The following is a 26,724-nucleotide window of genomic DNA, read 5'->3' on the forward strand; positions in this document are numbered from 1 at the left end:
CCTATTAAACAAAAAAATCGCGGGGTGTTGACATGATAACGAATTCGATCTCGCCTGTAGGTCTTCTGACTCAATTGCAAGGCGCGCAAGCGAAGACGACTCCGGCGGAAGCGACGGAAAGCTTCGCCTCCTTCCTGAAAGGCGCGCTCGACAGCGTCGCCGCCCAACAACAGAACGTACATAGCCTTAACGATAAATTCCTCGTCGGCGAAGTCGACGAGAATAAAGTCATTATCGCTTCCACGCAAGCGGAGCTGAGCTTGAATCTGACCGCTCAAGTGCGCAACAAGGTCATCGAGGCATACCAAGAAATCATGCGCATGCAAGTGTAACGGCAACGGATGAAAGCAACATCGCAAGCAAGTGGAGGAACGGCGGCGTTCAAGCGCCCCGTTCTCCGCTCCAACCGCAGGTGAGGTGAAATCGTGAACGAGAAGTGGGCAAGGGTCCGGGAAAAAATGCTAGGTTTCTGGAACCAGTACAGCAAAGCGCAAAAGTGGGTCCTCGCCTCAACAGCAGCCTTGTTGCTTTTTGCGATTATTTTATTGACATATTTGTTTACCCGGACGGAATACGAAGTGGCATTCTCGAATTTGGATAGCGCCGACGCGGCGTCGATCATGGAGTATTTGGACGGAAGCGGAATCGGGTACAAGCTGGGGGACGCCGGAACGAGCATTTCCGTGCCGAGCGCCGTGGCTTCGAAAGTCAAAGTGGAAATCGGATCGGAAGGGCTCGTGCAGAGCGGTTCGGTCGGAAGCTTCGCCAAAATGAGCGAATCTTCTTCCGCGCTCGGGATGACGGAGGACGAGTTCAAGGTGAAGTATTTGAACGCCTTGAACGGGGAAGTCCAACAATTGCTCATGAGCAAGCAAGGTGTCGCCAGAGTCAAAGCGATCGTCACTTTGCCGGAAGAGTCGGTGTTCCTGAACGATTCGGACAAAGATAAAGCCTACGCGGCCGTCGTTATGACGTTTAAACCGGGTTTTAGGCCGAAACAGGAAGAAATCGATAGCTACTATAACCTCGTCAAATCCGCGGTGCCTAACCTAGACGTGAAAGACATCACGATCACGAGCAGCACGGGCGACTTGCAGCCGTCGGACGCGATCGGCGGAGGGGGCGGGTCTTCCCTCGGAGGCGTCTATCAGAACCAATTCGAAATCCAGAGCCAGTTCGAGAACACGCTGAAGCGGAACATCACGAACTTCCTCAATCCGATCGTCGGCATGGACAACATGGTCGTGAGCGTCGTGTCGACGCTTAACTTCGACAAGAAGTCGTCGACGGAACAGATCGTCAAGCCGCTTGACAACAACGATAACAAGGGCATCGTGATCAGCGAGCAGAATCAGAGCGAAACGTCCGAGGGTTCGGGCGCGCAATCGGGCGGCGTAGCCGGCGTCGGAGAGACGGACGTGTCCAACTATCCGGCCAGCGGTTCCTCCGGTTCGTCATCTTCGGAGAAAGTATCGAGCACCGTGAACTACGAAGTGAACCGCATTACTAATAATATCGACTACGGTCCCTATAAAGTGAAGGACATTTCGATAAACGTCGGTCTCGACTCCGCGAACATGACGCCGGAAAGACTGACGGAAATCCAAGGCGTCCTGGTGCGCAGCGCGCGAGTGCTGCTCGCCGATTCGGGACTCGACCTGACGGACGAAGCGCTCGCCCAGCGGGTGTCGGTATTGTCCCAATCGTTCTCGATCGACGACGGATCCGGCGGCGGAACGACGCCATCATCCTTCTGGTTGGCCGGCGCGGGCTTATTGGCGCTCGCTCTTCTGGGCGGAGGAGGGTACCTCGTCTATCGCCGTCGCAAAGCGGCTCGCGAGGCGGCGGAGCTCGAAGCGATGCCGAAAGCGGAAATGCCGACGATCGATCTCGACAACGTCACGAACGAGAGTCAAGTACGCAAGCAATTGGAAAGCTTGGCCAAGCGCAAGCCGGAAGAGTTCGTCAACCTTCTCCGGACTTGGCTTGTGGATGAATAGAGGTGGCGGTAATGGCAAAAGGGTTACAGTTGTCCGGACGGCAGAAAGCTGCCATCCTGCTCATCACGCTCGGACCGGACGTGTCCGCGCAAGTGTTCAAGCATCTGAGGGATGAAGAGATCGAGCAACTGACGCTCGAAATCGCGAACGTGCGCAAAGTCGACGCGCACGAGAAGGAATCCATTCTTGGCGAATTTCATCAGATCTGCGTTGCGCAGGAGTACATCACGCAGGGTGGCATTACTTACGCAAAAGAAATTTTGGAAAAAGCACTCGGCTCCCAGAAGGCGCACGACATCCTTAACCGCTTGACGGCGACGTTGCAGGTTCGGCCGTTCGACTTCGCCCGCAAGGCGGAACCGTCGCAAATTCTCAACTTCATCCAGAACGAAAACTCTCAGACGATCGCTCTCGTGCTTTCGTATCTGCAACCGGAGCAATCGTCGGCCGTTCTCTCTTCCTTGCCGCAAGAGAAACAAGCGGAAGTCGCCCGTAGAATCGCTTTGATGGACAGTACTTCCCCGGAAGTCATCTCCCAAGTCGAGCGGGTGTTGGAACAGAAGCTGAGTTCGACGGTCACGCAGGATTACACGAATGCAGGCGGCATCGAGGCGATCGTGCAGATCCTCAACGGCGTAGACCGCGGGACGGAGAGAACGATCCTCGACTCCTTGGAAATCCAGGACCCGGAACTGGCGGAGGAAATCAAGAAGCGCATGTTCGTGTTCGAGGACATCGTCAATCTGGACAATCGTTCCATTCAGCGTATTATACGAGACATCGAGAACGCCGACTTGCAGCTCGCCCTCAAGGTGGCCAGCGAGGAAGTGCGCGAATCGATATTCAGGAACATGTCGAAGCGGATGGCGGAGACGTTCAAGGAAGAAATGGAATACATGGGGCCTGTGCGACTGCGCGACGTGGAGGAGGCTCAAACCCGCATCGTAGCGACGATCCGCAGATTGGAAGAAGCCGGAGAGATCATCATCGCTCGCGGCGGAGGAGACGATATTATTGTCTAATCTCATCAAATCCTCGCATGTCGTGTCGCTGGAAGAATTAAGGCTGTTGGAAGCGATTCGGAAATACGAGTCCGTTCCTCGAAATAATTCAAAAGCCGACGGAGAAGGCGAAGGAAATGGCTCGATCGACGTCGAAACACAATCGTTGAAAGAGCGCGTTATATCCGATGCCGAAGCGACCGCGGCCGAAATTCTTCGGCAAGCTCAAGCCGACGCCGCGAACATTCGGGCGAACGCCGAACGGGAGGCGGATGGCTGGTGGCAGGCGCGTCGCGGCGAAGACGCCGAGCATCGCGAAGAAGCGAGCCGGCTCGGTTATGAAGACGGATACGGCGAAGGCAGAAGAAAGGCGGAACAAGACGTCGCCTCCGAGTGGGATTCGAGGCTTAGCCAAGCCCATTCTATCGTCGAACGGGCATACGAAGCGAAACAATCGGTCATCGCGGAAGGCGAAGCTTTTCTCGTCGAGCTGAGCTGCCGGATCGCGGAGAAAATCGTCGGCTCGAAGCTTTCCGATGCGCCCGAAATGGCCATGAGTCTTTACGAGAAGGCGCTTGCGAGGAGAAAAGAGCAAGGAGTCATCGTCTTATGCGTCGCTCCTTCCCATTTCCCGTTCGTTCAAGCGGCGAAGTCGGAACTGGCGAACTCGCTCGATTCCCAAGCGGAACTCAGGATCGTGCCGGACCCTTCGGTACGAGAAGGCGGCTGCGTCGTGCGTTCGGCGTTCGGCAGTATCGACGCCACGATCGATACGCAATTGGAATCGATTCGCGAGCAGTTGTTGAAAGTGGCCGCGCACAGCGCCGAGGAGGGAAGTCGGGATGTCGCTCCTTAACGTCAATCGTTACTCGGAAGCGTTGGATCGAATGGATCCTGTGCGGGTGAACGGCAAAGTCATCCAGATCATCGGATTAACGGTCGAGTCGGAAGGGCCCGACGCCAGCATCGGGGACGTCTGCGAGATTTATCCGAACAAGGGCGGCAAGCCCGTGCTCGCGGAAGTCGTCGGATTCCGGAACAATCGGGTGCTGCTCATGCCGCTCGGCGAATTGCATTCGGTCGGGCCGGGATGCGACGTCGTCGCCACCGGCGGTCCGCTTAACGTTAAAGTCGGTTCCGAGTTGCTCGGTAAAGTGCTGGACGGCCTCGGCAATCCGCTTGACGGTACCGGACTTCCCCCGCGCATGCCCCATTACTCGACCAACAACGTACCGGGCAACCCGCTGCTTCGTCCTCGCGTACAAACGCCGTTAGGCGTCGGCGTAAGGGCCATTGACGGGCTGCTGACGGTCGGGCAAGGCCAGCGCGTCGGAATATTCGCCGGTTCGGGCGTCGGGAAGAGCACGCTGCTCGGCATGATCGCGAGAAATACGTCGGCCGACGTGAACGTCATCGCGCTAGTCGGCGAACGCGGGCGAGAAGTACTCGAGTTCATCGAGAAAGACCTCGGACCGGAAGGGCTTGCCCGGTCGGTCGTCGTCGTCGCCACGTCCGACCAGCCGGCGCTTATCCGTATCAAAGGCGCGTTGATCGCGACGTCGATCGCCGAATACTTCCGCGATCGGGGCATGAACGTCATGCTCATGATGGATTCGGTTACCCGATACGCGATGGCGCTTCGCGAAGTCGGACTCGCGATCGGCGAACCGCCGGCGACGAGAGGGTACACGCCCTCCGTATTCGCGGCGTTGCCGAAGCTGCTCGAGAGAGCGGGGACGGGGCCGACGGGATCCATAACGGCATTCTATACGGTGCTCGTAGACGGGGACGACATGAACGAGCCGATCGCGGACGCGGTCAGGGGCATCCTGGACGGGCACATCGTTCTTCATCGGAATTTGGCTAATAAAGGCCATTTTCCGGCGATAGACGTATTATCGAGCGTCAGCCGCGTCATGAAGGACATCGTGGCCGAGGATCACCAAGGCGCCGCCGAGCAACTGAAGAGGCTGCTCGCCGTGTACCGGGATTCCGAGGACTTAATCAATATCGGGGCTTATCAGAGGGGATCCAACCCGGAAATCGACAAGGCCATTCAATTTTACGATTTGATCAAGACGTTTACCCAGCAGAAAACGAACGAGAAAGTAACTCTCAAGGAAGCGATTGACCGGTTGATCATCGATTTCTACAGGAGATGACCGATAAGAGATGGCTGGTTTCCGGTATGCGTTACAGAAGATCGTCGACCTGAAGGGCAGCGAGAAATCGATGGCCGAATGGGCGTTCGCGGCTTCCTTGGGCAAACTCAGGCAGGAAGAAGAGCAGCTTCGCGAGCTAAATGACGAAAGGGAACGGCTGGAGTCGGCGTTGGAATCGACATCTTCCAAACCGGTTCCTCTCTCCGAATTAATCGCGGTGCAAAGGTACATCGACGTCGTAGACTCCCGAATCCGCAAGCAGCACGAGGACGTCAAGGCGGCTGAACTCGCTGCCCAGAAACGCCAAAAGCTGCTGACGGCCAAAATGGTCGACGAGAAAGTATGGCTCAACTCGAGAGAGCGCGCGTTGGAACGTTTCCGTAACGACAGACTCGCGAAGGAACAGAACGAATTGGATGAAATCGCGATCGTGCGAGCCGCTTCGGCGGCAAGAGGCAGGCATTAGGCCGACCGGCGTATCGCCGTAGAAAGGAGGGACGATCGTGGCAAGTGCGGATGTGGAGAAAAGCAGTTACAGCGGCTTCGAGCGTTTTCTCTTTTTCGTTACCCCGATCTTGTTTACCGCCGTGCTCCTCGGCGTGCTGCTACTGATGTTCAATACGAATTGGCGCAATTCCGCCTTGGAATTCGGCAACAAGATTCCCGTCATCAAGTCGATGCTGCCTTCGCCGGACAAGCCGGCAGAGACGGTGGCGCAATCGGACGAGGAATTAACGGTATCGAACGCCAAGACGAAGGTCGAACAGTTAAACGCGTTGCTGACGGATCGGGAAACCGCCTTGAAGCAAGCGACCGACTTGACGGCCCAGCAGAAGAAGCAACTCGAGGAATTGCAGGCGAAGCTCGACGAGCTCACGAAAACGAACGCGGAGAAGACGATCGACACGGACGCTTACAAGGCAAGAATCTCTTCGATCGCGGACATGTACGGCAAGATGACGCCGAGCAAAGCGGCGCCGATCTTGGAAAGCATGACGGTCGAAGAATCGGCGCTCGTGCTCGGGGCCATGACCGAAACGCTGAGAGGCAAAGTGCTGGAACGGATGAATCCGAAAGTCGCCGCCGACGTCTCGATGAAATTGAAAGATTCGGAGACGGTAGACAATCGCGAGATCGCCGCATTGCAAGCGAGAATCAAAGAACTGGAACAAAAAACGGAACAGCCGTCCGAACTTCTCGATACGGCCGAACTGAACCGCACGTTCTCGACGATGAAGGCTGCAAGCGCCGCCCAGCTTCTGCTTCAGATGGCGACGGGCAACCAAAGCAAAGCATTAAGAATTCTCGGCGCGATGGACGATTCTCCAAGGTCGAGCGTACTGGCCGCGATGTCGGACCAAGACAAGAAGACGACGGCGCTCCTCGTCGGCAAGCTCATGCCGGCGAAGCCATGACGCGAAGCTTTCCTTCCTGATCGATAACCTATTAGTGAGTGTTCAAAAAGTTCGGTTTTCAGCACCGAGAAGGTTGAAAGAAGCTAGGGAATGAGGATCGGAGCGTAGGCAAACCTACGTGAGAACCGGAAGTCCCGGCTGAATTCAAGATTCGATGTCGAATACGCTTCCTGATTCACTTCGTGATCAAAATCGGACTTTTTGAACTACCTCTATTATTGAAAGGAGGTGAAAACAAATGAATATGGCGATTAACTCCATGCCGGTCGCTTCGGCCAAAACATCGTCTGCCGGCGGAACGGCAAGCACCGCAAGCTCGGCGACGGGCAACGCTTTCGCGGGAGCGCTCGTTCAAGCGATCGACGGCAAAGGCAACCAGGCGCCGACGAACGGGACGTTACCTCTTCCGGTCGGATTGGCGGGATTATTCTCGCAGGTCGGCGGAGAAGAAGGAACGCTATCTGCGGAGCAATTGTTGGAAGCGCTGGCCAAGCTAGCGGACCAGTTGCAGCAGCTCGAGCAGGACGGCGCCGATAAGTTGCCGGACGACGCGCAAGCCCAATTGGCTTCTTTGCTCGCGACGCTCCAGAACTTACTTGGGCAAACGAATCCGCAACCGGTCGATAGCCCGTCCGGCGAAGCGGCGATCGCGACTTCGGTTACGGCGACGTTGCCTCAAGAAACGAAGCCGACTCCGGGGAAACTCGTCGCTTCTCTTCGCGAGGCGTTGCAGGCATTATCCGATTCCATCGCTTCCGGAGCGGAAATCCCGCCGCAAACGAACGGATTCGTGGGCAAGCTTCAGCAAGCGCTCGACACGATCGTCGCTCCGGCAACGGCGCAAGCCGCCAATGCGAACGCCCCGGTCAAACGCGGATCCGACAAGGAACAAGCGGATAAAGGCGCGACGCAACAAACATCGGGCCAAGAAACCGCCGGATCGTCGACTACGGCGAACGCCGACCAACGCCGGCCGATTCTCGCCCTTCGCGAACCGGTGTGGCGCTTCAACGTAAACGATGCGGACCAGCAAAAAAACGCGGAAAGCGGGGAAGCATCGGTCGTCGCGACCGTCTCCGAATCCGAGGCGTCGGCCACCTCCGACACGCAGCCTGCTTGGGCGCTGCTAAGGAACGACGCGCTGGCCGGCGCGGACGCAACGCAGAAGGCGGCAATGCCGGCATCGGTTCCCGTCCAGCAATTCGCGGAACAGATGGAGAAGTTCCTCGTGAAGCAATTCCAGCTCACGCAAGGCAACGGAACGTCCGAAGCGAAGTTGTCGCTGACGCCCGAGCATCTCGGACAAGTCGACATTCGAATCGTCATGCATAACGGTCAAGTGACCGCCCAATTCATGACGGAGAGCGCGATGGCCAAAGACATGCTCGAGAATCAAATGTCGCAGTTGAAAGCTTCCCTAAGCGGTCAAGGCTTGAACGTCGAACGTCTCGAGGTCGTTCAACAATCGTCGTCCTCCACGGGAGCAAGCTTCATGCAGCAGCAACAACGCCAATCGAATTCCGGCAACGGAAACGGTTCAAACCGCAGCGGCTCGGGCGATTCCGCAGAGGATCAAGCGGTGTTCGCAGCGGAAATGGAACGCACGTCCTTCATGAGGGAATTCGGTCAAGGCGGTTCCATCAACGTGACCGCATAATTCCGATAAGGAGGAGGTGAATCGAGTGGCCGATCTTCTGGGAACATCGAACGTATGGCCTTATTATTCTTCGCAGAACGTCCAAGCCGCGGCGAGAAAGCCGGTCAAGGAGCTTGGCAAAGATCAATTCCTGCAAATTCTGGTTACGCAGCTTCGCAACCAGGACCCGATGCAACCGATGCAAGACAAGGAGTTCATCGCGCAGATGGCGCAATTCTCCTCGCTCGAGCAGACGATGAACATGTCCAAGGAACTCACGTCCATGAGACAATCCGCCGGCATGTCCGCGGGACTCATCGGTAAACAGATCACGTGGTTGGATACGACCGACCCGCAGAATGCGGTCGAGAAAACGGGAATCGTCAATACGATCCTCTGGCGCGACGGCGTTCAATACGTCAAGGCTGGAGATACGGAAGTGCCGATGGATCAACTCACGTCCATCACCGACGCGACCGGGAACGAAGAGGCGGAGGTGTCCGGAGATGAGTGACCGGATGCTCGTCGGACAACTGGCAACGGGGATTACGGCGCCGATACAAGGCAACCGAGCGGTTGTCGGCAATCGGTCCCAAGCGGCGGACCAAACGTCTTTTCGAGAAATCCTCAGCAGGCAGCAACTGAAGTTCAGCCACCATGCGGAACAAAGGTTGCAGCAAAGAGGCATTACGCTCCTTCCGGAGCAAGTCGAAAGAATTGCGAGCGCCGTCGAACAAGCGGCCGCGAAGGGCGCCAAAGATTCGCTAGTTCTCTTCAAGGATATCGCGATGATCGTCAGCGTGCCGAACCGCACCGTCGTCACCGCGATGGACGGCAGTTCGATGAAGGAACATATTTTCACGCAAATCGACAGCGCGGTCGTCGTCGGTTGATCGCATGAATAGGGCTGGTCCCACAAGGAAGCCCGAAGCCGCGGACCGATTGAAGCGGCTCTATTCCAAACACTATTGGAGGTAGGCAATACATGTTGCGTTCCATGTACTCCGGCGTTTCCGGCATGAGAGGTTTTCAAACGAAGCTCGACGTGATCGGCAATAACATCGCCAACGTCAACACGGTCGGCTTCAAAGCCGGACGCGTCATGTTCAAGGACATTTTGAGCCAATCGATGTCCGGCGTCACCGCTCCGGTCGAAGGAGAATCCGGCGGCGTTAACGCGAAGCAAGTCGGACTCGGCGTATCGGTCGCTTCGATCGATACGATCCACACGCCGGGCAGCGCGATGACGACAAGCGTCGCGACCGACCTTCGGATCGACGGCGACGGATTCTTCGTCGTTAGTCCAGCCGACGGCGGACCGCAATACTTGACCCGCGCCGGCAATTTCACGCTCGACGCCAACCGCCAACTCGTGAATTCCGACGGCATGTTCGTGCTTTCTTCGGAAGGCGCTCCGATCGTCCTCGACGAAACGATAACGGCATTCTCGATTTCGCAGGACGGCACGATCGTCTCCGTCGACCAAGACGGTCTGGCGACGCCGACCGATTTCAAAATCGGCGTGGCGAAAGTCGTCAACCCGGGCGGGTTGGAGAAAGTCGGAGGAAGCTTGTACCGGATGACGCCGAACGCGAACCCGGAAGGCGAGCTTACGATCGGCGAAGCCGCGGACGAAGAGACCGGCACGGGTCCGATCGTGTCCGGCCAGCTTGAAATGTCGAACGTCGACCTGACGAACGAATTCACCGAGATGATCGTCGCCCAGCGCGGTTTCCAGGCGAACTCGAGAATCATCACGACGTCCGACGAAATTCTGCAAGAAGTCGTTAACCTGAAACGGTAATTGAATGACTGCCTGGGGAGGGCGGCTGCATAGCCTTCCCCACGGCGGCTTCCGGAGGTCCAGGCAATGATTCAAGTGACCCGTTTGAACGGCAGCAAATTTTTCGTCAACGCTTTACTGATCGAGACGGTGGAAGACACGCCGGATACGATCCTTACGCTTACGACAGGAAAGAAATACATCGTACTCGAAAATTCTTCGGATGTAATCCGGTCGATCAGGCATTACTTACGCAGTATCGGCGTTCTTGCGGCCGTCACCCGGCCCGCAGACGCGCAATCGGAGGGAGCTTCGTCATGAGAAGATTGTTGCCATGGCTCGTTTCGCTTTTATTGGCGATCACGTTGATTGTCGTTGTCACGTTCTACTTCTGGAACAACATGTTCGGGGACAAGAAGTCCGCGGATCCCGAACAGGCAGCCAAAGAAGCGACGAGCAACGTTCAAGTTGAGCCGAGATCTGCGGATGAATTGGTCAAAGTGACATCCGAATTAACCGATATCAAAACCAACTTGGCGGACACGGATTACGTGGTCCAAATCAGCTTCTCGTTCGAATTCGACGACGAGAAGGCGAAAGAAGAGTTCGACAAAATCAAAGAAAACAAAATCAGACCGATCATTAACCGCGCGTTGTGGGTAATGACTCCGGACGATATGAACGGCACGAAAGGCAAAGACCAGCTAACGGCGGGGCTGATCAACACGATCAACAAAGCGATGACCGACGGCAAGCTGCTTCAAATCAATATTAAAGATTTCATTATGATGACCGTATAACCTTCGACCCTATCATGGCCTTAGAAAGGGGTGAGAGATTTGGTAGACGTACTTTCGCAGAATGAGATCGACGCATTGCTGGCGGCGCTCTCGTCGGGAGAAATGGATGCGGAAGAGCTAAAGAAAGAGGATACGCAGAAAAAGGTGCGCGCGTACGACTTTAAGCGGGCGACGCGTTTTTCGAAGGATCACATTCGAAGCTTAACCCGGATTCACGAGAATTTCGCACGATTTTTAACGACCTATTTCTCCGCGCAGCTACGAACGTTCGTCCAAATAAGCGTCGTGCAGGTCGAGCAATTGCCTTACGACGAATTCATTCGCTCGATCCCCAAGATGACGATTCTGAACATCTTCGAGGCCGAGCCGCTGGAAGGACGTATGGTGCTAGAGGTTCATCCCAATGTCGCTTTCGCCATGTTGGACAGAATGCTCGGAGGCGGAGGAAGCGCGCCGGGTAAAATCGGAAGCTTGACGGAAATCGAAACGATCATCATGGAGAAAATATTCAGCCGAGCGCTGGAGACTCTCCAAGAAGCGTGGCGAACGGTACTCGATATTCAGCCGCGCCTCGAAGCGCTGGAGACGAATCCGCAGTTCATGCAGATCGTTTCTCCGAACGAGACGATCGCGTTGATATCGCTCAGCACGAAGATCGGCGAGACGACCGGGATGATCAATCTTTGCATTCCTCACGTCGTCATCGAGCCGATCATGCCGAAGCTATCCGTCCATCATTGGTTCGTCTCCCAGAAAAAAACGAGGGCGCCCGAAGAGCAGCACATGCTCGAGCAACGGCTTAACAAAGCAAAACTGCCGATTATCGCGGAGCTCGGGATGTCCAGAATTTCCATCAGGGAGTTTCTGAGCTTGTCGGTCGGCGACGTCATCGCCTTGCAAAAACCGACGGGCGAAGGATTGGAAGTCAAAGTCGGGGAGAAAGTAAAGTTCATCGCCAGCCCCGGTACCGTACGAGACAAATTGGCGATCCAGATCGAGGAGATCGTCAGCGAAGGGGTAGATGAAATCCATGACGAGTAAAGACTACTTATCCCAAGAAGAAATTGACGCGTTGCTGCGGCAATCTTCCGGCGGGGACAGCGAATCCGCTCCGGCTTCGGGAGGCGTCCAGTCGATCGACGACTTCTTGACCCCGTTGGAGCAAGACGCGCTCGGAGAAATCGGCAACATCACTTTCGGAAGCGCCGCAACGGCGTTGTCGACGCTGCTCGGCAGGAAGGTCGACATCACGACGCCGACCGTATCGGCCATCGCGCGCGACCAGTTCGAGAACGAGTTTCCGAAACCGCACGTCGCGGTTCACGTCAGCTACGTCGACGGTTTCGAAGGCATCAACTCCTTGGTGATCAAGTCCCATGACGCTCAAGTGATCGCGGATTTGATGCTTGGAGGAGAAGGCAACGTCACCTCCGAGGAACTTAACGAAATACATATCAGCGCCGTCCAGGAAGCGATGAACCAGATGATGGGCTCGTCGGCGACGTCGATGTCGACGATTTTCAACCGGATGGTCAACATTTCTCCTCCGGGCATCGACATCATGGACGTGCGCAACAACGCGGGCGTCAGCAACCTTCCCGCCGATAACGTGTTCGTGAAAATATCGTTCCGTCTGAAAATCGGGGATTTAATCGATTCGTCGATCATGCAATTGCTCGTCGTGCCGTTCGCGAAAGAATTGGTTAGCTCCTTGATGGGCGATTCGTCCGCGCCGGAGCCCGTTCCCGCGGCAGTGTCCCAACCGGCTCCGCAGCAGGCTCAGACGTCTCACGCCGCTCCTACGCCGCCGGTTCATCAGGCGCCGCCCGTCCACCATGCGCCGCCTATGGCCGCGCAGATGCCGAGCTACCCGGTACAGATGCCGTCTCATCCTCAGACCCTGGGAGGCGTAAACCGGAACGTGAACGTGAATCCCGTGCAATTCGCGAATTTCCAAGGTTCCGGATTTCCTCAAGGCGAAGAGACGAATCTAAATCTATTGCTCGACATTCCTCTCAAGGTCACGGTAGAATTAGGCCGTACCCAAAAACAAATCAAGGATATTTTGGAGCTGTCCCAAGGCTCGATCATCGAGTTGGACAAACTGGCAGGCGAGCCTGTAGACATCTTAGTGAACAACAAATTGATTGCCAAGGGCGAGGTCGTCGTCATCGACGAAAACTTCGGCGTACGCGTGACCGACATCGTTAGCCAGTGGGATCGGGTACAAAAAATCCAATAAGCTCATCGGGAGGAAATTGAAATGGCAAACCGTATACTCATCGTAGACGACGCAGCGTTCATGCGCATGATGATCAGGGACATTTTGACGAAAAATGGTTACGAGGTAGTAGGAGAAGCGCAAGACGGCGCGCAAGCGATCGAAAAATATAAAGATTTGCAACCGGATCTCATTACGATGGACATTACGATGCCGGAAATGGACGGCATTACGGCGCTGAAGGAAATCCGCAAGCTGGATTCGAACGCGAAAGTCATCATGTGCTCCGCGATGGGCCAACAAGCGATGGTTATCGACGCGATCCAAGCGGGCGCGAAAGATTTTATCGTCAAGCCGTTCCAAGCCGACCGCGTCATCGAAGCGATCAAGAAAACCCTCGGGTAACATACGGCAAGGAGCGTTGAAGAATTCATGCGTACTTACGGGTTGGCCGAGGAAATCCAGTATTCGGGAGACTACTCGGCGTGGGATTTGATATGGGTATTGTTCGTGCTCGGCGTCATTGTCGCGTTGATCGTGCTGCTTCTGCGGTTTTTCTCCAAACGCAATCGCGGATGGGGAATGAATCGGGCTCTTCGTTCGCTCGGCGGATTCTCGCTCGGCACGAACAAGTCGATGCAGATCGTGGAATGGAACGGCAGAATCTACGTGCTGGGAGTCGGGGAGGACATTACGCTGCTCGAATCGATAACGGAGCCCGAAGCGGTCGCCGCGTTGCTGGCCGAGCATGACGCCGTTTCCGCGAACGCGGGCACCGCATTGCCGGAATGGCTTCGCAAGTGGACGGTACGTAACCAGCCGCAGGGCGAGGAGAAGATTTCCTCGCAACCTAGAGGCAACGGACCATTCGAACAAACGCTCGAAGCCAGGCTTCGCCAGCTTTCCGAAAGAAGGCAGCGGGTGGAGCAATTGATGGAGGACGGACGATCCGAAGATCGGCCAGATAAACCATGAGAAAAAAACTGATCTACAGCTTTGTCGCGCTCCAAGCGATATTTCTCGCTTTCCAAGCGTCCGCGTATGCGGAACCGATCGTCGGCGTGACGCTGGGCGACGGGAGCGAGCCGGTGGGCGCGGACGCGTTATCGTTGCTGCTACTCATCACGATTCTTAGCCTTGCGCCTGCCATTCTCGTTCTCATGACCAGCTTCACGCGGATCGTCATCGTACTCGGCTTCGTGCGCACGTCGCTCGGCACGCAACAAATGCCTCCGAACCAAGTGTTGATCGGTCTGGCCCTGTTCATGACGATGTTCGTCATGGCGCCGACGTTCTCCCAAGTGAACGAGACGGCTTTGAAGCCTTATCTGGCGAACCAAATCACCCAAACGGAAGCGCTGCAGAAAGCTTCGATTCCGATGAAGGAGTTCATGTATAAGCATACCCGGCCGAAAGACCTCTTGCTGTTCATGAACTATACGAAAACCGAAAAACCGGAGACGTACAAAGATATTCCCATCACCGTGCTCGTTCCGGCTTACGCCATCAGCGAATTGAAAACGGCGTTCCAAATGGGTTTCATGATCTTTATACCTTTTCTCGTCATCGATATGGTCGTCGCAAGCACGCTAATGGCGATGGGCATGATGATGCTGCCGCCCGTAATGATTTCGCTGCCGTTCAAGATCTTGCTGTTCGTGCTCGTCGACGGTTGGTACCTTGTCGTGAAATCGCTGTTGACCAGCTTCAGCACTTGAAGCTAAGCGTAATCGTAACGTAGGAGGGAGCGCATGAGCGCCGAATTCGTCATCGGTCTGGCGGGACAGGCTATGTATTTGGTATTGAAGGTCAGTGCGCCGATGCTCGGCATCGGCTTGATCGTGGGCCTTCTCGTCAGCATTTTTCAAGCGACCACCCAAATTCAGGAGCAGACGCTCGCGTTCATTCCGAAAATCGTCGCCGTTTTCGTTGCCTTGCTGCTGTTCGGTCCGTGGATTTTGAACATGATGATCGATTTTACCAGCCAGCTGCTCGGTAACCTCTCGAGTTACATCCGGTGATGACGATGGAGCAAATCACGGATCTGTTTCCTGCTTTTCTGCTTGTTTTTTGTCGAATTTCCTCGTTTTTTGTGGTTGCGCCGATTTTTTCGTCCCGGACGTTTCCCGCGATGATCAAAATCGGGCTGGCGTTTTTCGTATCGCTGATCGTTTTTCTGACGATCGGCTTCGATACGAAAGTAACGGCGGACGCGACATACATACTGGCCGTCGTGCGGGAAGTGTTCGCCGGGCTCATTATCGGCTACACGTCCTACCTGTTCTTTACGGTCGTTCAGACTTCCGGCGCGTTGATGGACATGCAAATGGGATTCGGTATCGCGAATATCGTCGATCCGCTGACCGGCGTCTCCGCTCCGATGCTCGGCAACTTGAAGTACATGCTCATGACTCTCGTATTCTTGTCCTTGAACGGTCATCACTATTTGTTATCGGCGATCATGGATAGTTACAAGTGGTTACCGCTCGACAATCAACTGTTCTCGATCTATTACGGCGGAAACATCACCGAGTTTCTGACGCGCACGTTCTCGGACACGTTCATGCTAGCCCTGCAGATTTCCGCGCCGATCGTCGTAGCGATGTTTTTGGTGGATTTCGGACTGGCGTTGCTCGCGCGAACTGCGCCTCAATATAACGTCTTCGTCATCGGCGTTCCCGTTAAAATTCTCATCGGACTCGCGATGCTCATTCTGTTGTTGCCAGGGTTCAGCGTCCTATTCCAGCTCGTATTCGACCATATGTTTAAAGCGCTGGAGAAGTTGTTCGTTATTATGAAATCAACCTCCTGAAAGAAGGCGCACGATAAAGGAGGAGGCGTCATGCCCCGTTATCGCCTGAGGTTGGACCTGCAGCTCTTTGCCGGCGAGAAGACGGAGAAGGCGACGCCCAAGAAGCGCCAGGACAGCCGCAACAAAGGCCAAGTGGCCAAAAGCGCGGAAATCGCCGGTTCTCTCATTTTGCTCGCCTGCATCTGTTGCTTGATTATGCTAGGTCCGTTCATGCAGAAGCAATTGATGACGATGTTCAGCGATGTTCTGTATCATCGCTTGAACATGGAAGTAACGGCTGCGAACACGCTCAAGCTATTGGGAAGTTACGCGGTGCAACTATTGATCGTCCTCTCTCCGATATTCGCGATCGTCTTGCTGGTCGCGTTCGGAAGCAATTACGTCCAGATTGGCTGGTTATTTACGCTAGAGCCAATCAGACCGAAGTTCAGTAAGCTGAATCCGCTCAGCGGCGCGAAAAGCATTTTAGGTCCCCGTTCGCTTGTCGAATTTTCCAAAAGCATGCTGAAGCTCCTAACGGTCGGGTTGATCGTCTATACGATTCTTTGGTCCGAACGCCGGAATTTCTTGCAACTAGCGAACATGCCGGTCCAGGACATCTTCTCTTTCGTAGGGGGTCTTACGGTAAAACTGGGTATCTTCGTTGCGGCATTGTTGTTCGTGCTCGCGATCGGAGACTTCATGTACCAGAAATTCGAATTCGAAAAAAACCTCAGAATGAGCAAGCAAGACATTAAAGACGAGCATAAGAACATGGAGGGCGATCCGCTGATCAAAGGAAAGATCAAGGAACGCCAACGGCGGATGGCGCTTATGCGCATGATGCAGGAAGTACCGAAAGCCGACGTCGTCATCACGAACCCTACGCACTTCGCCGTCGCGCTCAAATACGACGCTTCGAAGATGGACGCCCCGACCGTCATCGCCAAAGGACAAGATTACTTGGCGCTGCGGATCCGGGAAATCGCGAAGCAGAACGACGTCATAACGATGGAAAACAAGCCGCTCGCCCGCGCGCTTTTCGAGAGGACCGATATCGGGGAAAGCGTTCCCGGGGATCTCTTCCAAGCGGTCGCGGAAGTGCTGGCATACGTATACCGGCTTAAAGGCCGGCGATAACGAAAGACGGGGAGGGACGGCTCATGAAAATCCGGGACTTAAGCATTCTAGTCGGCGTCATCGGCATCGTCCTGATGATGGTCGTTCCGATTCCCAAAGGGCTTCTGGATATTCTGCTCATCATTAACATCTCCGTCGCCATAATGATTTTGTTGATAGCGATGAATACGCAAGACGCACTCCATTTCTCGATTTTCCCGACATTGCTTTTGATCACGACGGTTTTCAGACTAGCCTTGAACGTATCCACGACCCGGCTCATTCTTTCCAAAGCGGACGCGGGACACGTCGTCGAGACGTTCGGGCGGTTCGTCGCCAACGGGGAGATCGCCATCGGCTTCGTCGTGTTCCTTATCCTGGTCGTCGTGCAGTTTATCGTCATCACGAAAGGCTCGGAACGCGTCGCCGAAGTCGGCGCGAGGTTCACGCTCGACGCGATGCCCGGCAAGCAAATGAGTATCGACGCCGACTTGAACGCGGGGCTCATCAACGAGCAGCAGGCGCGCGAACGCCGCGAGAAAATAGAAAAGGAAGCCGACTTCTACGGCGCGATGGACGGCGCGAGCAAGTTCGTCAAAGGGGACGCGATCGCGTCGATCATTATCGTCATGATCAACTTGATCGCCGGATTTATCGTCGGCATGGTTTTCCATGGTTTTACGGCGATGGAATCGCTCGAGAAATATTCGATTCTGACGATCGGCGACGGTCTCGTCAGCCAAATTCCGGCGCTGTTGATCAGCACGGCGGCGGGCATTATCGTTACGAGGGCGGCATCCGACGGCAATATGGCCGACGATCTGAGCAAGCAATTGCTTCGTTATCCGAAGTTGCTGTATATCGTCGCCGGCACGGTTACTTTGCTTGGTCTCGCGACGCCGATTCCGTTGTTAACGACGCTGCCTTACGCGGCCGTGCTCGCCATCGCCGGATACCGGCTGCAGCGGAACTTGAACCGCCAGCTGCAAGAGGAAGAGTTTCTCGTCGAAGAAAAGCAGATCGAGGAAGTGCGAAGTCCGGAGAGCGTGATCAGCCTCCTTCAAGTCGATCCAATCGAATTCGAGTTCGGGTACGGACTCATCCCGCTGGCGGATACGCAACAAGGCGGCGATCTTCTCGACAGAATCATCATGATTCGACGGCAATGCGCCTTGGAAATGGGCTTGATCGTCCCGGTTATCCGAATTCGCGACAATATTCAACTAAAACCGAACGAATACGTCATCAAAATGAAAGGAAATACGGTGGCGCGCGGCGAATTGTTAATTCATCACTACTTGGCGATGAGTCCGGGCTTCGACGACGATTCCGTAACCGGGATCGAAACGCAAGAGCCCGCATTCGGATTGCCGGCGCTCTGGATCGACGAAGCGACGAAGGAACGAGCGGAAATGGCCGGATACACGGTCGTCGATCCGCCGTCGGTCGTCGCCACGCATTTGACGGAAGTCATCAAGAAGTACGCGCACGAGCTGATCGGAAGGCAAGAAACGAAAGCGCTCGTCGACAGCGTCAAGGAAACGTATCCCGCGCTCGTCGAGGAACTCATTCCGTCGATCGTCGGCGTCGGTGACGTTCAGAAAGTGCTTTCCAAGCTTCTGAAGGAAAAGATCTCGATCCGCGATCTGGTCACCATATTCGAAACGCTCGCGGATTACGGCAAGTTCACGAAAGATCCGGACGTGCTGACGGAATACGTGAGGCAAAGCTTGTCCCGCCAGATCTCCCAGCAATACGCGAACTCGGACGAGCCGCTTAAGGTCATCACGCTCAGCCCGGCCGTCGAGAAGAAAATCGCGGAAGCCGTCCAACAATCCGATCAAGGGAGTTACCTGGCGATGGACCCGGCTTCCTCCCAAAGCATCTACCAGCGCTTGACGGAGCAAGTCAACCGGCTCGTGCAAACCGGCCAACAACCGATCGTCCTCACTTCTCCGACGATCCGGATGTACTTGCGCCAGCTGCTCGAAAGAAGCATGCAAGACGTACCCGTTATTTCGTACAGCGAGCTCGAGCCTAGCATCGAAGTCCAAAGCGTCGGGGTGGTGAGCGCATGAAGGTAAAACGTTATATCGTGGACCAATTGCCCGAAGCCGTGCAGCAAATACGCGCCGAGCTCGGCTCCGATGCGGTCATCTTGAATACGAAAGAAATCCGCGTAGGCGGATTTCTTGGTATGTTCCGCAAGAAAAGGGTGGAGGTGATCGCAGCCGTCGACGAATCGTCGAAGAAACCGCCGGCGAGAAAACCCGCGTTTACGCGTCCGTCGGAGCCAAGGAAGGAAGAATTCCCGGCTCAAGTACCGTTCCCTGAACCCTCTTCGACAGCGGCGACTCCATTGCCGCCGAGCGCCATTCGGGATCGGTACGTCCAAGCGCCGTTCTCCGACAGCGGACGTGGTCCGAATACGCTTCCTCCCGCAAGGGAAACGGCGAAGTCGGGTACCCAGAGAGCCGAATCGATCGCGAGCGTCATCGCGCAGGCGATCGCGACGAAAGAACGAGAGCCCGATACCGCGAGTCCACCATCAGGGGCCGCGAATCGATTCGCGGCGGCCACGGAACGTTTCGTCGCTCCGAACGACACCGCGCAGGAATCTCGGCAGTACGGAACAGAAATGAACGCCGAGCCTCATTCCTCCAATCCGGGTACGAGAACGGCCGTTCTGGAACGAACCGGGGGCGGCGTCGCCGAGTCCGAAGCGCTGTTGCAGGAGTTACGCTCCATGAAAGAAATGATGGCGAAGCTGACGAAGCAGCAAACGTTCCGTACGATGCCCGCTTCCGTCATGAAGTGGAGCAAAAGGCTTGCGGAACAGGGCGTGGAGCCTTCGTTCGTGGAACAATTCGCGGAGGAAACGAACGCGAGATTGAGCGGCGCCGACGAAGCGGGCAACGCGGCCGCATATGAAGCTGCCCGGGAAGTTTTGTTTTCTTGGATCTGCGGCATCAAGGGCCAGGGCATCGAACAGGATACGAGAGTCGTTCATTTCGTCGGTCCTACGGGCGTAGGCAAGACGACGACGATCGCGAAGCTGGCCGCCGAGCAAGCTTTCGTTCGGCGAAGGAACGTCGGGTTCATCACGGCGGATACTTACAGGATCGCGGCGGTAGATCAACTCAGAACGTACGCGGACATTTTGAACCTGCCTTTGGAAGTCGTGTTCTCTCCGGGAGAACTGGCCCGGGCTTATGCCAAGTTAGCCGATCGGGACTTGTTGTTCATGGATACGGCCGGACGGAATTACCGCAACGAGCTGTTCGTCTCGGAAGTCAACAGCCTGCTCGCTCCGGGCGATCGGACGGAAACGGTCCTCGTGCTCAGCATGACCCATAAATACGCGGACATGAAGCTCGTCGTTTCGCAGTTCATGAAATACGGGGTTAAGCAACTGTTGCTAAGCAAATTCGACGAGACGGATTCTTACGGAGCCATCGTGAACTTGGCCAAGGAATTCGACTTGACGATTTCTTACTACACTTGCGGTCAAGCGGTGCCCGACGACATTCGGCCTTTCGAGCCGGAGGACATCGTAAACCGCCTTCTGGGGGAACCGGGCGATGATTGATCAAGCGCAAGCTCTCCGGCACCTCGTCCATTCGAAGGATCCGCGTTCGGCCAGAACGACGAGGATCGTCACCGTCACGAGCGGCAAGGGCGGCGTAGGCAAGTCGAACTTCAGTCTGAACTTCGCGATGGCGCTTCAAAACCGGGGATATAGCGTTCTCGTGTTCGATGCGGACATCAGCTTCGCGAACATCGACGTGTTGCTCGGAACGCCGGCGAAATACAACTTGATCCACTTGCTCAAGGGAGAGAAATCGATTTGGGAAATCATCCAAATCGGTCCCGGAGGCTTGCAGTTTATCGCAGGCGGATCGGGCTTCCAAGATTTGGTCCGTCTCAGCGACGAACAGCTGGAATATTTCTCGGAGCAGATCGGCAAGCTTCACGGTCACGTCGACTTTATATTGTTCGACACGGGGGCCGGCTTATCGAAGGAAACGGTAAGATTCATTACGGCTTCGGAGGAGACGATCGTCGTCACGACGCCGGAGCCGACGGCCATCACTGACGCTTACGCGCTCGTCAAAATGCTGAAGACGATGGGACACGATCCCGCGTTCAAGCTCGTCGTGAACCGGGTGGCGGACGAGCGGGAAGGCCGGCAAACGTCCGACAACTTCCGCCAGGTCGCCGGCAAGTATTTGGGATTGGACATACCGGTTCTCGGCTACATTCCCGACGACGCGAACGTCATGAAGGCGGTCAAACGCCAAACGCCGCTTTCCGTGGCGTTTCCGGATAGCGAAGCGGCGAAGGGCATCGATAGAATCGCCTCGCGTTTCCTGCTTGAAGAGAGGGAACAGCAGCCGAAAGGCTTGTCCGGTTTCCTCAATAAAATAAAGAAATTGTGGAGTTAGTACCGAAGGCATCACGGCCGCATCAGTCCAAACAACTAGATCTAACGGGAGGGGCGCAAAAATGCCGGAATTCAAAGTGTTGATCGTCGACGATTCCCCATTTATGCGAAAAGTATTCAGTGACGTCATCGATGCTGATGCTGCCTTCACGGTGCTGGCGACGGCATCCAACGGTCAAGAAGCCGTAGAGTTGGCGCTTAAGCTTCAGCCCGATATTATCACGATGGATTTGGAAATGCCGCACATGAACGGTATCGAAGCGCTTAAGCGAATTATGGAAGCGAGGGCCACTCCGGTCATCATGTTATCGGCCGTCACGGATAACGGAACGAGGGACACGATCAAAGCGCTTCAATACGGCGCCGTGGATTTCGTGCGCAAGCCGGACGGCGCGGTCAAGCTGGATATCCATCAAGTCCGCGAGCAATTGCTGGAGAAGCTTCATATCGCGCTCGAGACGATGAGCCGCAAGACGTATCATCTGCACCCGGCCGTCGAGGAAATGCCGATGAAACCGGCCGAACCCGCCGCCGCGCCGGGTGAAACGGAGACGACGTCTCGACGCGAATCGGAATCCGAAAGGAAACCGTCGAAGCCGTCGCTTCCGAATCGCGTGATCGGCAAGGCGAAACCCGCATTATCGTCGCCGTCTTCCGGTCATTCGAATGCCGGGAGCGCAGTCGAAGGCGCGTTGGCTCCGTCGGCCGAGTCCGGACGATCGGCGGAACCGAAGATCGATTCGTCGTCCTCGGCGGACTTCGCCAAACCGGACGCCCGAAAGCCGGTTGAAGAAATCGCACCGTCGAAATCGAACCCGCCGGTCGTTCCTCTCCCGGGCTTGACGAAGGCCATCCCGGCGATCGGGATTCCGAAGCCGAAGGACTCGAAAGAGACGAAGCCGTCGAAACCCGCCGTCTCTGCTCCGGTCACGCCGCCGGCAGACAAGAGAGCGCCCCGGCAACTTCCCGAAGCGCCGAAGCCGTCAACGCCTTCCTCCGCGCCGACGGCGATCCCGAAGCCGACTACCGCGTTTACTCAAGTGGTAGCCATCGGTACTTCGACGGGAGGTCCCAGAGCGCTTCACGAAGTGTTGACCGGCATTCCCGCGGATTTCCCGGCTCCGATCTTGATCGTGCAGCATATGCCGCCGAAATTCACGCATTCGCTCGCCCAGCGGTTGGATCAATTTTGCGGTATACACGTCAGGGAAGCGACGGACGGGGAAGCCGTCGAGACCGCGACCGCCTACATCGCGCCGGGAGGCAGACACATGTCGCTCGCCAAGGACGCCGCGGGGAAATACAAAATCCGGTTGTCGGACGAGGGGCCGAGAAGCGGACATATGCCTTCCGTCGACGTGTTGTTCGAATCGTTGATCGGTCAGAAGCAATTGAAAAGGCATATCGTTCTGATGACCGGGATGGGTAGCGACGGAGCGAAGGGGATGAAGGCCCTTCGGGACGACGGCGCCCCGACGACGATCGCGGAATCGGAACAGACGTGCGTCGTGTACGGCATGCCTCGCTCGGCGATCGAGCTTGGCGCCGCGTCCCACGTGCTTCCGCTACAAGGTATCGCCCCGGCGCTCGTCCGGGAAGTGAATACCCGAAAAGCCTAAATTACTCGCGTTAGCTAGCCTACGAGGAGGTGTCCGGCCAGTGGAAATGAATCAGTACATGTCCATTTTTATCGACGAGTCCAACGATCACCTGCAGTCGCTGAACGAAAATATGCTTCGGCTGGAGCAGCAACCGGAGGATATCGGCATCGTTCAAGTGATCTTCCGGTCCGCGCACACGTTAAAAGGAATGTCGGCGACGATGGGGTTCGAAGATCTCGCCGCGCTTACGCACGACATGGAAAACGTGCTCGATCTCGTGCGTAACGGCAAGCTCCAAATGAACGGCCATATTTTCGATACGCTCTTCAAGTGTTTGGACGCTTTAGAAGCGATGGTTCAAGACATCGTAGGCGGCGGGACCGGCAAAGGGGACGTCGAGGAGCTCGTGCAGCGGTTGAAAGGGATCGTGAAAGGCGATGTCGGCGGAACCTCTCAGGGAACCGGCACGGCGGCCCCGGCTTCGAAACCTGCGTTATCCGCGTCGCTGACGCTCGACCAGTACCAGCTGTCCGTGTTGAGCCAATCGGTCGAATCCGGGCACAAAGCCTTTTATATCGAAGTAAAGGTGCGGGAAGACTGCCTGCTCAAGGCCGCCCGCGCGTACATGGTGTTCGACGTGCTGGAACGCAACGGCGAAGTCGTCAAGGCGTTCCCGTCCGTACAAGAAATCGAACAAGAGCAATTCGACCGGAGTTTCTCGGTGTATTACATAACGAAAGCAGACGAAACCTCGCTAAGCGATCAAGTTTCCCGGGTATCGGAGATCGAGTCGGCGACGTTCACGTCCGTCGACCGCGATTCTTTATCCGAACTCGCCAATACGCAACAAAGCGACAACGAAGAGGCGGCCGCCGCCCAAGAAGTCGCGGCGTCCGCGACGGCGGAGCCTGCGTCGTCGCCTTCCGCGCCTGCCGGCCAAGCGCCTGCGCGCGCTCCCGCCGCCGCGCCTGCCGCGACCGGCGGAGGCAACGCACCGCGCACGATCCGCGTCGATATCGAGCGGCTCGACACGCTAATGAATCTGTTCAGCGAGTTGCTGATCGACCGGGTAAGGTTGGAGCAGCTCGCTTCGGAAGTGCGCCGCAACGATTTAACGGAGACGGTCGAGCATATGGCGCGAGTCAGCGCGGATTTGCAAAATATCGTTCTGAAGCTTCGGATGGTCCCTGTCGAGAGCGTGTTCAATCGTTTCCCTCGCATGGTCCGGGATTTGGCGAAGTCACTCGACAAGAAAGTCGATCTCGTCATCGTCGGCGCGGAGACCGAGCTCGACAGAACGGTCATCGACGAAATCGGCGATCCGCTCGTCCATCTGATTCGCAACGCGGTCGACCACGGCATCGAGCCGTTCGCCGAACGGGCGAAGCTCGGCAAGCCGGAAGTCGGAACGGTGTATTTGCGAGCCTATCATAGCGGCAATCACGTTTTCATAGAGATCGAAGAGGACGGTAAAGGCATCAATCGCCCGAAAGTGCTCGAGACGGCGATCAAGCGCGGCGTGCTGACGGCCGAGGAAGCCAAAAAGCTGAGCGACGACGAAGTCAACATGCTCATCTTCGCTCCCGGATTCAGCACCGCGGATAAAATATCCGACATTTCCGGCAGGGGAGTCGGTCTTGACGTCGTCAAATCGAAGATCGCGACGCTAGGCGGGCACGTATCGGTCACGTCCAATCTCGGAACCGGAACGAAGTTCTCCATCCAACTGCCGCTTACGCTTTCGATCATCGCGGCGATGCTCGTCAAGCTCGGCGGCGAGAAGTACGCGTTCCCGCTTTCGTCGATCGTGGAAACGGGCGCCGTCAAACGCTCGGATATCCGCCTGCTCCACGGCAACCGGATTATCGAATATCGTCAGAGCATCGTACCGGTACTGTCGCTCGCGCAATTGGTAGATTCGCCGGATTATCGCGACGACGACGAGACGGAAACCGAAATGCTCATCGTTCGCAAAGGGGACAAGCTGGCGGCCGTGCTCGTGGAAGAGTTTATCGGACAAAGCGAGATCGTTCTTAAGCCGCTCGGCAAGTATTTGGCCGGCAATCTTGGCGTCGTTTCGGGAGCGACCATTCTCGGCGACGGACAAGTGGCGCTTATTATCGATCCTAACTCATTGATTAAATAATAGACCGGACTCTCGAGGAGGAATTCATTCATGGCAGAGGAATTGAAGGTCATCGTATTTACGTTGGCACACGAGGAGTACGGGATCGAAGTGGACAAGGTCCGCACGATCGAACGAATGATGCCGATCACGCGGGTGCCGAAGACGCCGCCGTTCGTCAAGGGCGTCGTGAATTTGCGCGGCATCGTCATCCCGGTCATCGATCTTCGTGGCCGATTCGGCTTGGCGGAGACGGAATTCACGGACAACTCGCGGATCATTATCGTCGCCGCGAACGATTTGGAAGTCGGATTCATCGTCGACTCCGCGAACGACGTCATGGACGTCATGAGCGATGCGATCGAGAATCCGCCCGAAGTGGTCGGGGGCATTAAAGCGAAGTACATTAGCGGGGTCGCCAAGATCGGAGAGAGCCGTCTGCTCATCCTCTTGAATTTGATCGAAGTGCTTAACCGCAACGAAATCATTCAATTGGAACAAATCGGGGAATAAGCCTGTGAGCCTCTTTCAGAACGACGCAGATTTCAAGATGGACGTGCTCAGGGAAGTCGGGAACATCGGCGCGGGCAACGCCGCGACGGCGCTTTCGACTCTCTTAAACAAACCGGTGGACATGGCGGTTCCGACGGTCAGTCTTCTTCCTTTCGAAGCGATCGCGGATCGGGTCGGCGGCAGCGAAGCCGTCGTCATCGCGATTTTCCTCCGGGTGGAAGGCGACGCTCCCGGCAATATGTTTTTCATCATTAACCGGGAACCAGCCAGAAGGATATTGCAAGGCTTGCTCGGCTTCGCCGCCGCGGAGAACGACATGTACAGCGAGTTGGAACTCTCGGCGTTGAATGAAATCGGAAACATCTTGGCGGGTTCTTATTTATCGTCCCTCGCCGATTTTACGGGATTGAACATGTCGCCTACCGTCCCTTCCTTGGCGGTAGACATGGCGGGCGCGATTCTAAGCTACGGGATGCTGCAATTCGGTACGATGGGCGACGACGCGCTGTTGATCGACACGACTTTCCTGGAAGGGCAGCAGGAAGCCGACGGACAGTTTTTCCTTATTCCGGATCCGGAATCTTTCGATAGGCTGTTCCGCGCGTTGGGAGTGCCGCTCTGATGACCGAAGGCACATTGATCAAAGTCGGTATGGCCGACTTGAACACTGCCGAAGGAGGAGCGGTGATCAAGACGACGGGGCTCGGTTCGTGCGTCGGACTTACGTTGTACGACCCCGTTCTGAGAATCGGCGGCATGGCCCATATTATGCTTCCGTCGTCCGATATCGCCAGGGGAGATCAGCTGAACGTCGCCAAATACGCCGACACGGCCCTCCCCGAGCTGCTCGACCGGCTGAAGAAAATGGGAGCGTCGCCGGGAAGGCTCGTCGCCAAAATGGCGGGAGGCGCTCAGATGTTCGCGTTCATGGGCGGCGATTCGATGAGAATCGGACCGCGCAACGTAGAGGCGACAAAACAAATGCTCGACCGCTTTTCCATTTCCTTGATCGCGGAAGATACCGGAGGGAACTACGGAAGAACGGTCGAACTGAGCACCGGAACGGGAATATTCACGATCCGGAGCGTGCAGTTCGGAGTAAAGGAGATTTGA

29 protein-coding genes are annotated in these 26,724 nt (G+C 56.0%); all 29 read left to right on the plus strand.

The annotated features are described in order from the left end of the window. Window positions 1-32 precede the first annotated feature (32 nt). The 29 genes from fliE (at window position 33) to ACFPPD_RS25480 (ending at window position 26,724) form a co-directional block, all read left to right on the plus strand. Complete coding sequence (gene fliE / locus ACFPPD_RS25340; protein WP_209746894.1) at window positions 33-332, plus strand: flagellar hook-basal body complex protein FliE; 300 nt, start codon at window positions 33-35, stop codon at window positions 330-332. A gap of 93 nt (window positions 333-425) precedes the next feature. Beyond that, window positions 426-2,000 carry a flagellar basal-body MS-ring/collar protein FliF gene (fliF, locus tag ACFPPD_RS25345; protein ID WP_209746892.1) on the plus strand — a complete coding sequence of 525 codons (1,575 nt, stop codon included), beginning with the start codon at window positions 426-428 and terminating at the stop codon, window positions 1,998-2,000. Window positions 2,001-2,011: 11 nt separating this feature from the next. Further along, window positions 2,012-3,022 carry a flagellar motor switch protein FliG gene (fliG, locus tag ACFPPD_RS25350; RefSeq protein WP_209746890.1) on the plus strand — a complete coding sequence of 337 codons (1,011 nt, stop codon included), beginning with the start codon at window positions 2,012-2,014 and terminating at the stop codon, window positions 3,020-3,022. Beyond that, window positions 3,015-3,857 (plus strand): flagellar assembly protein FliH, encoded by an 843-nt coding sequence (fliH, locus tag ACFPPD_RS25355; RefSeq protein ID WP_209746888.1) that lies wholly within the window; start codon window positions 3,015-3,017, stop codon window positions 3,855-3,857. The genes fliG and fliH overlap by 8 nt, the downstream gene beginning before the upstream one ends. Next, on the plus strand, window positions 3,844-5,163 hold the full coding sequence (gene fliI / locus ACFPPD_RS25360) for a flagellar protein export ATPase FliI (protein WP_209746886.1): 1,320 nt from the start codon (window positions 3,844-3,846) through the stop codon (window positions 5,161-5,163). The genes fliH and fliI overlap by 14 nt, the downstream gene beginning before the upstream one ends. A gap of 10 nt (window positions 5,164-5,173) precedes the next feature. After that, window positions 5,174-5,629, plus strand: a complete 456-nt coding sequence (fliJ, locus tag ACFPPD_RS25365) for a flagellar export protein FliJ (protein WP_209746884.1) — start codon at window positions 5,174-5,176, stop codon at window positions 5,627-5,629. A 37-nt stretch (window positions 5,630-5,666) separates the two neighbouring features. Further along, the gene (locus ACFPPD_RS25370; protein ID WP_209746882.1) at window positions 5,667-6,578 is read left to right on the plus strand and encodes a MotE family protein; all 912 of its coding nucleotides are present in this window, start codon (window positions 5,667-5,669) and stop codon (window positions 6,576-6,578) included. A gap of 238 nt (window positions 6,579-6,816) precedes the next feature. Beyond that, on the plus strand, window positions 6,817-8,235 hold the full coding sequence (locus ACFPPD_RS25375; RefSeq protein WP_209746880.1) for a flagellar hook-length control protein FliK: 1,419 nt from the start codon (window positions 6,817-6,819) through the stop codon (window positions 8,233-8,235). Window positions 8,236-8,260: 25 nt separating this feature from the next. Then, entirely contained in the window at window positions 8,261-8,728 is a 468-nt protein-coding gene (locus ACFPPD_RS25380; protein ID WP_209746878.1) for a flagellar hook capping FlgD N-terminal domain-containing protein, read from the plus strand. Continuing rightward, on the plus strand, window positions 8,721-9,107 hold the full coding sequence (locus ACFPPD_RS25385) for a TIGR02530 family flagellar biosynthesis protein (protein ID WP_209746876.1): 387 nt from the start codon (window positions 8,721-8,723) through the stop codon (window positions 9,105-9,107). Before ACFPPD_RS25380 ends, ACFPPD_RS25385 begins: the two co-directional genes overlap by 8 nt. Before the next feature lie 92 nt (window positions 9,108-9,199). After that, the gene (flgG, locus tag ACFPPD_RS25390) at window positions 9,200-10,018 is read left to right on the plus strand and encodes a flagellar basal body rod protein FlgG (protein ID WP_209746874.1); all 819 of its coding nucleotides are present in this window, start codon (window positions 9,200-9,202) and stop codon (window positions 10,016-10,018) included. 66 nt (window positions 10,019-10,084) lie between these two features. Then, window positions 10,085-10,318 (plus strand): flagellar FlbD family protein, encoded by a 234-nt coding sequence (locus ACFPPD_RS25395; RefSeq protein ID WP_209746872.1) that lies wholly within the window; start codon window positions 10,085-10,087, stop codon window positions 10,316-10,318. Further along, window positions 10,315-10,797: a flagellar basal body-associated FliL family protein gene (locus tag ACFPPD_RS25400; protein ID WP_209746870.1), complete on the plus strand. Its 483-nt coding sequence runs from the start codon at window positions 10,315-10,317 to the stop codon at window positions 10,795-10,797. Before ACFPPD_RS25395 ends, ACFPPD_RS25400 begins: the two co-directional genes overlap by 4 nt. Window positions 10,798-10,836: 39 nt before the next feature. Next, the gene (gene fliM, locus ACFPPD_RS25405) at window positions 10,837-11,838 is read left to right on the plus strand and encodes a flagellar motor switch protein FliM (protein WP_209746868.1); all 1,002 of its coding nucleotides are present in this window, start codon (window positions 10,837-10,839) and stop codon (window positions 11,836-11,838) included. Then, window positions 11,828-13,039, plus strand: coding sequence for a flagellar motor switch phosphatase FliY (gene fliY, locus ACFPPD_RS25410; protein ID WP_209746866.1), 1,212 nt, complete (start codon window positions 11,828-11,830; stop codon window positions 13,037-13,039). The genes fliM and fliY overlap by 11 nt, the downstream gene beginning before the upstream one ends. A 21-nt stretch (window positions 13,040-13,060) precedes the next feature. Continuing rightward, window positions 13,061-13,423 carry a response regulator gene (locus ACFPPD_RS25415; protein ID WP_209746864.1) on the plus strand — a complete coding sequence of 121 codons (363 nt, stop codon included), beginning with the start codon at window positions 13,061-13,063 and terminating at the stop codon, window positions 13,421-13,423. A gap of 27 nt (window positions 13,424-13,450) precedes the next feature. Beyond that, a complete protein-coding gene (locus ACFPPD_RS25420; protein WP_209746862.1) occupies window positions 13,451-13,993 on the plus strand; it encodes a flagellar biosynthetic protein FliO in 543 nt (180 codons plus the stop codon). Continuing rightward, window positions 13,990-14,736, plus strand: a complete 747-nt coding sequence (gene fliP / locus ACFPPD_RS25425; RefSeq protein ID WP_209746860.1) for a flagellar type III secretion system pore protein FliP — start codon at window positions 13,990-13,992, stop codon at window positions 14,734-14,736. The genes ACFPPD_RS25420 and fliP overlap by 4 nt, the downstream gene beginning before the upstream one ends. Window positions 14,737-14,769: 33 nt before the next feature. After that, on the plus strand, window positions 14,770-15,039 hold the full coding sequence (fliQ, locus tag ACFPPD_RS25430; RefSeq protein ID WP_209746858.1) for a flagellar biosynthesis protein FliQ: 270 nt from the start codon (window positions 14,770-14,772) through the stop codon (window positions 15,037-15,039). A 5-nt stretch (window positions 15,040-15,044) separates the two neighbouring features. Further along, the gene (gene fliR / locus ACFPPD_RS25435) at window positions 15,045-15,830 is read left to right on the plus strand and encodes a flagellar biosynthetic protein FliR (protein WP_209746856.1); all 786 of its coding nucleotides are present in this window, start codon (window positions 15,045-15,047) and stop codon (window positions 15,828-15,830) included. A 30-nt stretch (window positions 15,831-15,860) separates the two neighbouring features. Then, window positions 15,861-16,949, plus strand: coding sequence for a flagellar biosynthesis protein FlhB (gene flhB, locus ACFPPD_RS25440; RefSeq protein ID WP_209746854.1), 1,089 nt, complete (start codon window positions 15,861-15,863; stop codon window positions 16,947-16,949). Between the two features lie 23 nt (window positions 16,950-16,972). Further along, entirely contained in the window at window positions 16,973-19,006 is a 2,034-nt protein-coding gene (flhA, locus tag ACFPPD_RS25445; RefSeq protein WP_209746852.1) for a flagellar biosynthesis protein FlhA, read from the plus strand. Next, the gene (flhF, locus tag ACFPPD_RS25450; RefSeq protein ID WP_209746849.1) at window positions 19,003-20,517 is read left to right on the plus strand and encodes a flagellar biosynthesis protein FlhF; all 1,515 of its coding nucleotides are present in this window, start codon (window positions 19,003-19,005) and stop codon (window positions 20,515-20,517) included. Before flhA ends, flhF begins: the two co-directional genes overlap by 4 nt. After that, window positions 20,510-21,373 carry a MinD/ParA family protein gene (locus ACFPPD_RS25455; RefSeq protein WP_209746847.1) on the plus strand — a complete coding sequence of 288 codons (864 nt, stop codon included), beginning with the start codon at window positions 20,510-20,512 and terminating at the stop codon, window positions 21,371-21,373. Before flhF ends, ACFPPD_RS25455 begins: the two co-directional genes overlap by 8 nt. Before the next feature lie 61 nt (window positions 21,374-21,434). Next, on the plus strand, window positions 21,435-22,991 hold the full coding sequence (locus tag ACFPPD_RS25460; RefSeq protein ID WP_209746845.1) for a protein-glutamate methylesterase/protein-glutamine glutaminase: 1,557 nt from the start codon (window positions 21,435-21,437) through the stop codon (window positions 22,989-22,991). A 40-nt stretch (window positions 22,992-23,031) separates the two neighbouring features. After that, window positions 23,032-25,119 (plus strand): chemotaxis protein CheW, encoded by a 2,088-nt coding sequence (locus ACFPPD_RS25465; RefSeq protein ID WP_209746843.1) that lies wholly within the window; start codon window positions 23,032-23,034, stop codon window positions 25,117-25,119. 30 nt (window positions 25,120-25,149) lie between these two features. Then, window positions 25,150-25,611, plus strand: coding sequence for a chemotaxis protein CheW (locus tag ACFPPD_RS25470; RefSeq protein ID WP_209746841.1), 462 nt, complete (start codon window positions 25,150-25,152; stop codon window positions 25,609-25,611). 37 nt (window positions 25,612-25,648) lie between these two features. After that, entirely contained in the window at window positions 25,649-26,233 is a 585-nt protein-coding gene (locus ACFPPD_RS25475; protein ID WP_378083870.1) for a chemotaxis protein CheC, read from the plus strand. After that, window positions 26,233-26,724 carry a chemotaxis protein CheD gene (locus ACFPPD_RS25480; RefSeq protein ID WP_378083819.1) on the plus strand — a complete coding sequence of 164 codons (492 nt, stop codon included), beginning with the start codon at window positions 26,233-26,235 and terminating at the stop codon, window positions 26,722-26,724. The genes ACFPPD_RS25475 and ACFPPD_RS25480 overlap by 1 nt, the downstream gene beginning before the upstream one ends.

This window comes from Cohnella suwonensis (genome assembly GCF_042655365.1).
Lineage (GTDB): Bacteria > Bacillota > Bacilli > Paenibacillales > Paenibacillaceae > Cohnella > Cohnella suwonensis.

What these genes read in the sequence shown, in the direction of transcription:
- fliE (WP_209746894.1), top strand. Translation starts at nt 33, where the DNA reads ATGATAACGAATTCGATCTCGCCTGTAGGTCTTCTGACTCAATTGCAA.
- fliG (WP_209746890.1), top strand. Translation starts at nt 2,012, where the DNA reads ATGGCAAAAGGGTTACAGTTGTCCGGACGGCAGAAAGCTGCCATCCTG.
- fliI (WP_209746886.1), top strand. Translation starts at nt 3,844, where the DNA reads ATGTCGCTCCTTAACGTCAATCGTTACTCGGAAGCGTTGGATCGAATG.
- fliJ (WP_209746884.1), top strand. Translation starts at nt 5,174, where the DNA reads ATGGCTGGTTTCCGGTATGCGTTACAGAAGATCGTCGACCTGAAGGGC.
- ACFPPD_RS25375 (WP_209746880.1), top strand. Translation starts at nt 6,817, where the DNA reads ATGAATATGGCGATTAACTCCATGCCGGTCGCTTCGGCCAAAACATCG.
- ACFPPD_RS25385 (WP_209746876.1), top strand. Translation starts at nt 8,721, where the DNA reads ATGAGTGACCGGATGCTCGTCGGACAACTGGCAACGGGGATTACGGCG.
- flgG (WP_209746874.1), top strand. Translation starts at nt 9,200, where the DNA reads ATGTTGCGTTCCATGTACTCCGGCGTTTCCGGCATGAGAGGTTTTCAA.
- ACFPPD_RS25395 (WP_209746872.1), top strand. Translation starts at nt 10,085, where the DNA reads ATGATTCAAGTGACCCGTTTGAACGGCAGCAAATTTTTCGTCAACGCT.
- ACFPPD_RS25400 (WP_209746870.1), top strand. Translation starts at nt 10,315, where the DNA reads ATGAGAAGATTGTTGCCATGGCTCGTTTCGCTTTTATTGGCGATCACG.
- fliY (WP_209746866.1), top strand. Translation starts at nt 11,828, where the DNA reads ATGACGAGTAAAGACTACTTATCCCAAGAAGAAATTGACGCGTTGCTG.
- ACFPPD_RS25415 (WP_209746864.1), top strand. Translation starts at nt 13,061, where the DNA reads ATGGCAAACCGTATACTCATCGTAGACGACGCAGCGTTCATGCGCATG.
- ACFPPD_RS25420 (WP_209746862.1), top strand. Translation starts at nt 13,451, where the DNA reads ATGCGTACTTACGGGTTGGCCGAGGAAATCCAGTATTCGGGAGACTAC.
- fliP (WP_209746860.1), top strand. Translation starts at nt 13,990, where the DNA reads ATGAGAAAAAAACTGATCTACAGCTTTGTCGCGCTCCAAGCGATATTT.
- fliQ (WP_209746858.1), top strand. Translation starts at nt 14,770, where the DNA reads ATGAGCGCCGAATTCGTCATCGGTCTGGCGGGACAGGCTATGTATTTG.
- fliR (WP_209746856.1), top strand. Translation starts at nt 15,045, where the DNA reads ATGGAGCAAATCACGGATCTGTTTCCTGCTTTTCTGCTTGTTTTTTGT.
- flhB (WP_209746854.1), top strand. Translation starts at nt 15,861, where the DNA reads ATGCCCCGTTATCGCCTGAGGTTGGACCTGCAGCTCTTTGCCGGCGAG.
- flhA (WP_209746852.1), top strand. Translation starts at nt 16,973, where the DNA reads ATGAAAATCCGGGACTTAAGCATTCTAGTCGGCGTCATCGGCATCGTC.
- flhF (WP_209746849.1), top strand. Translation starts at nt 19,003, where the DNA reads ATGAAGGTAAAACGTTATATCGTGGACCAATTGCCCGAAGCCGTGCAG.
- ACFPPD_RS25455 (WP_209746847.1), top strand. Translation starts at nt 20,510, where the DNA reads ATGATTGATCAAGCGCAAGCTCTCCGGCACCTCGTCCATTCGAAGGAT.
- ACFPPD_RS25460 (WP_209746845.1), top strand. Translation starts at nt 21,435, where the DNA reads ATGCCGGAATTCAAAGTGTTGATCGTCGACGATTCCCCATTTATGCGA.
- ACFPPD_RS25470 (WP_209746841.1), top strand. Translation starts at nt 25,150, where the DNA reads ATGGCAGAGGAATTGAAGGTCATCGTATTTACGTTGGCACACGAGGAG.
- ACFPPD_RS25475 (WP_378083870.1), top strand. Translation starts at nt 25,649, where the DNA reads ATGGACGTGCTCAGGGAAGTCGGGAACATCGGCGCGGGCAACGCCGCG.
- ACFPPD_RS25480 (WP_378083819.1), top strand. Translation starts at nt 26,233, where the DNA reads ATGACCGAAGGCACATTGATCAAAGTCGGTATGGCCGACTTGAACACT.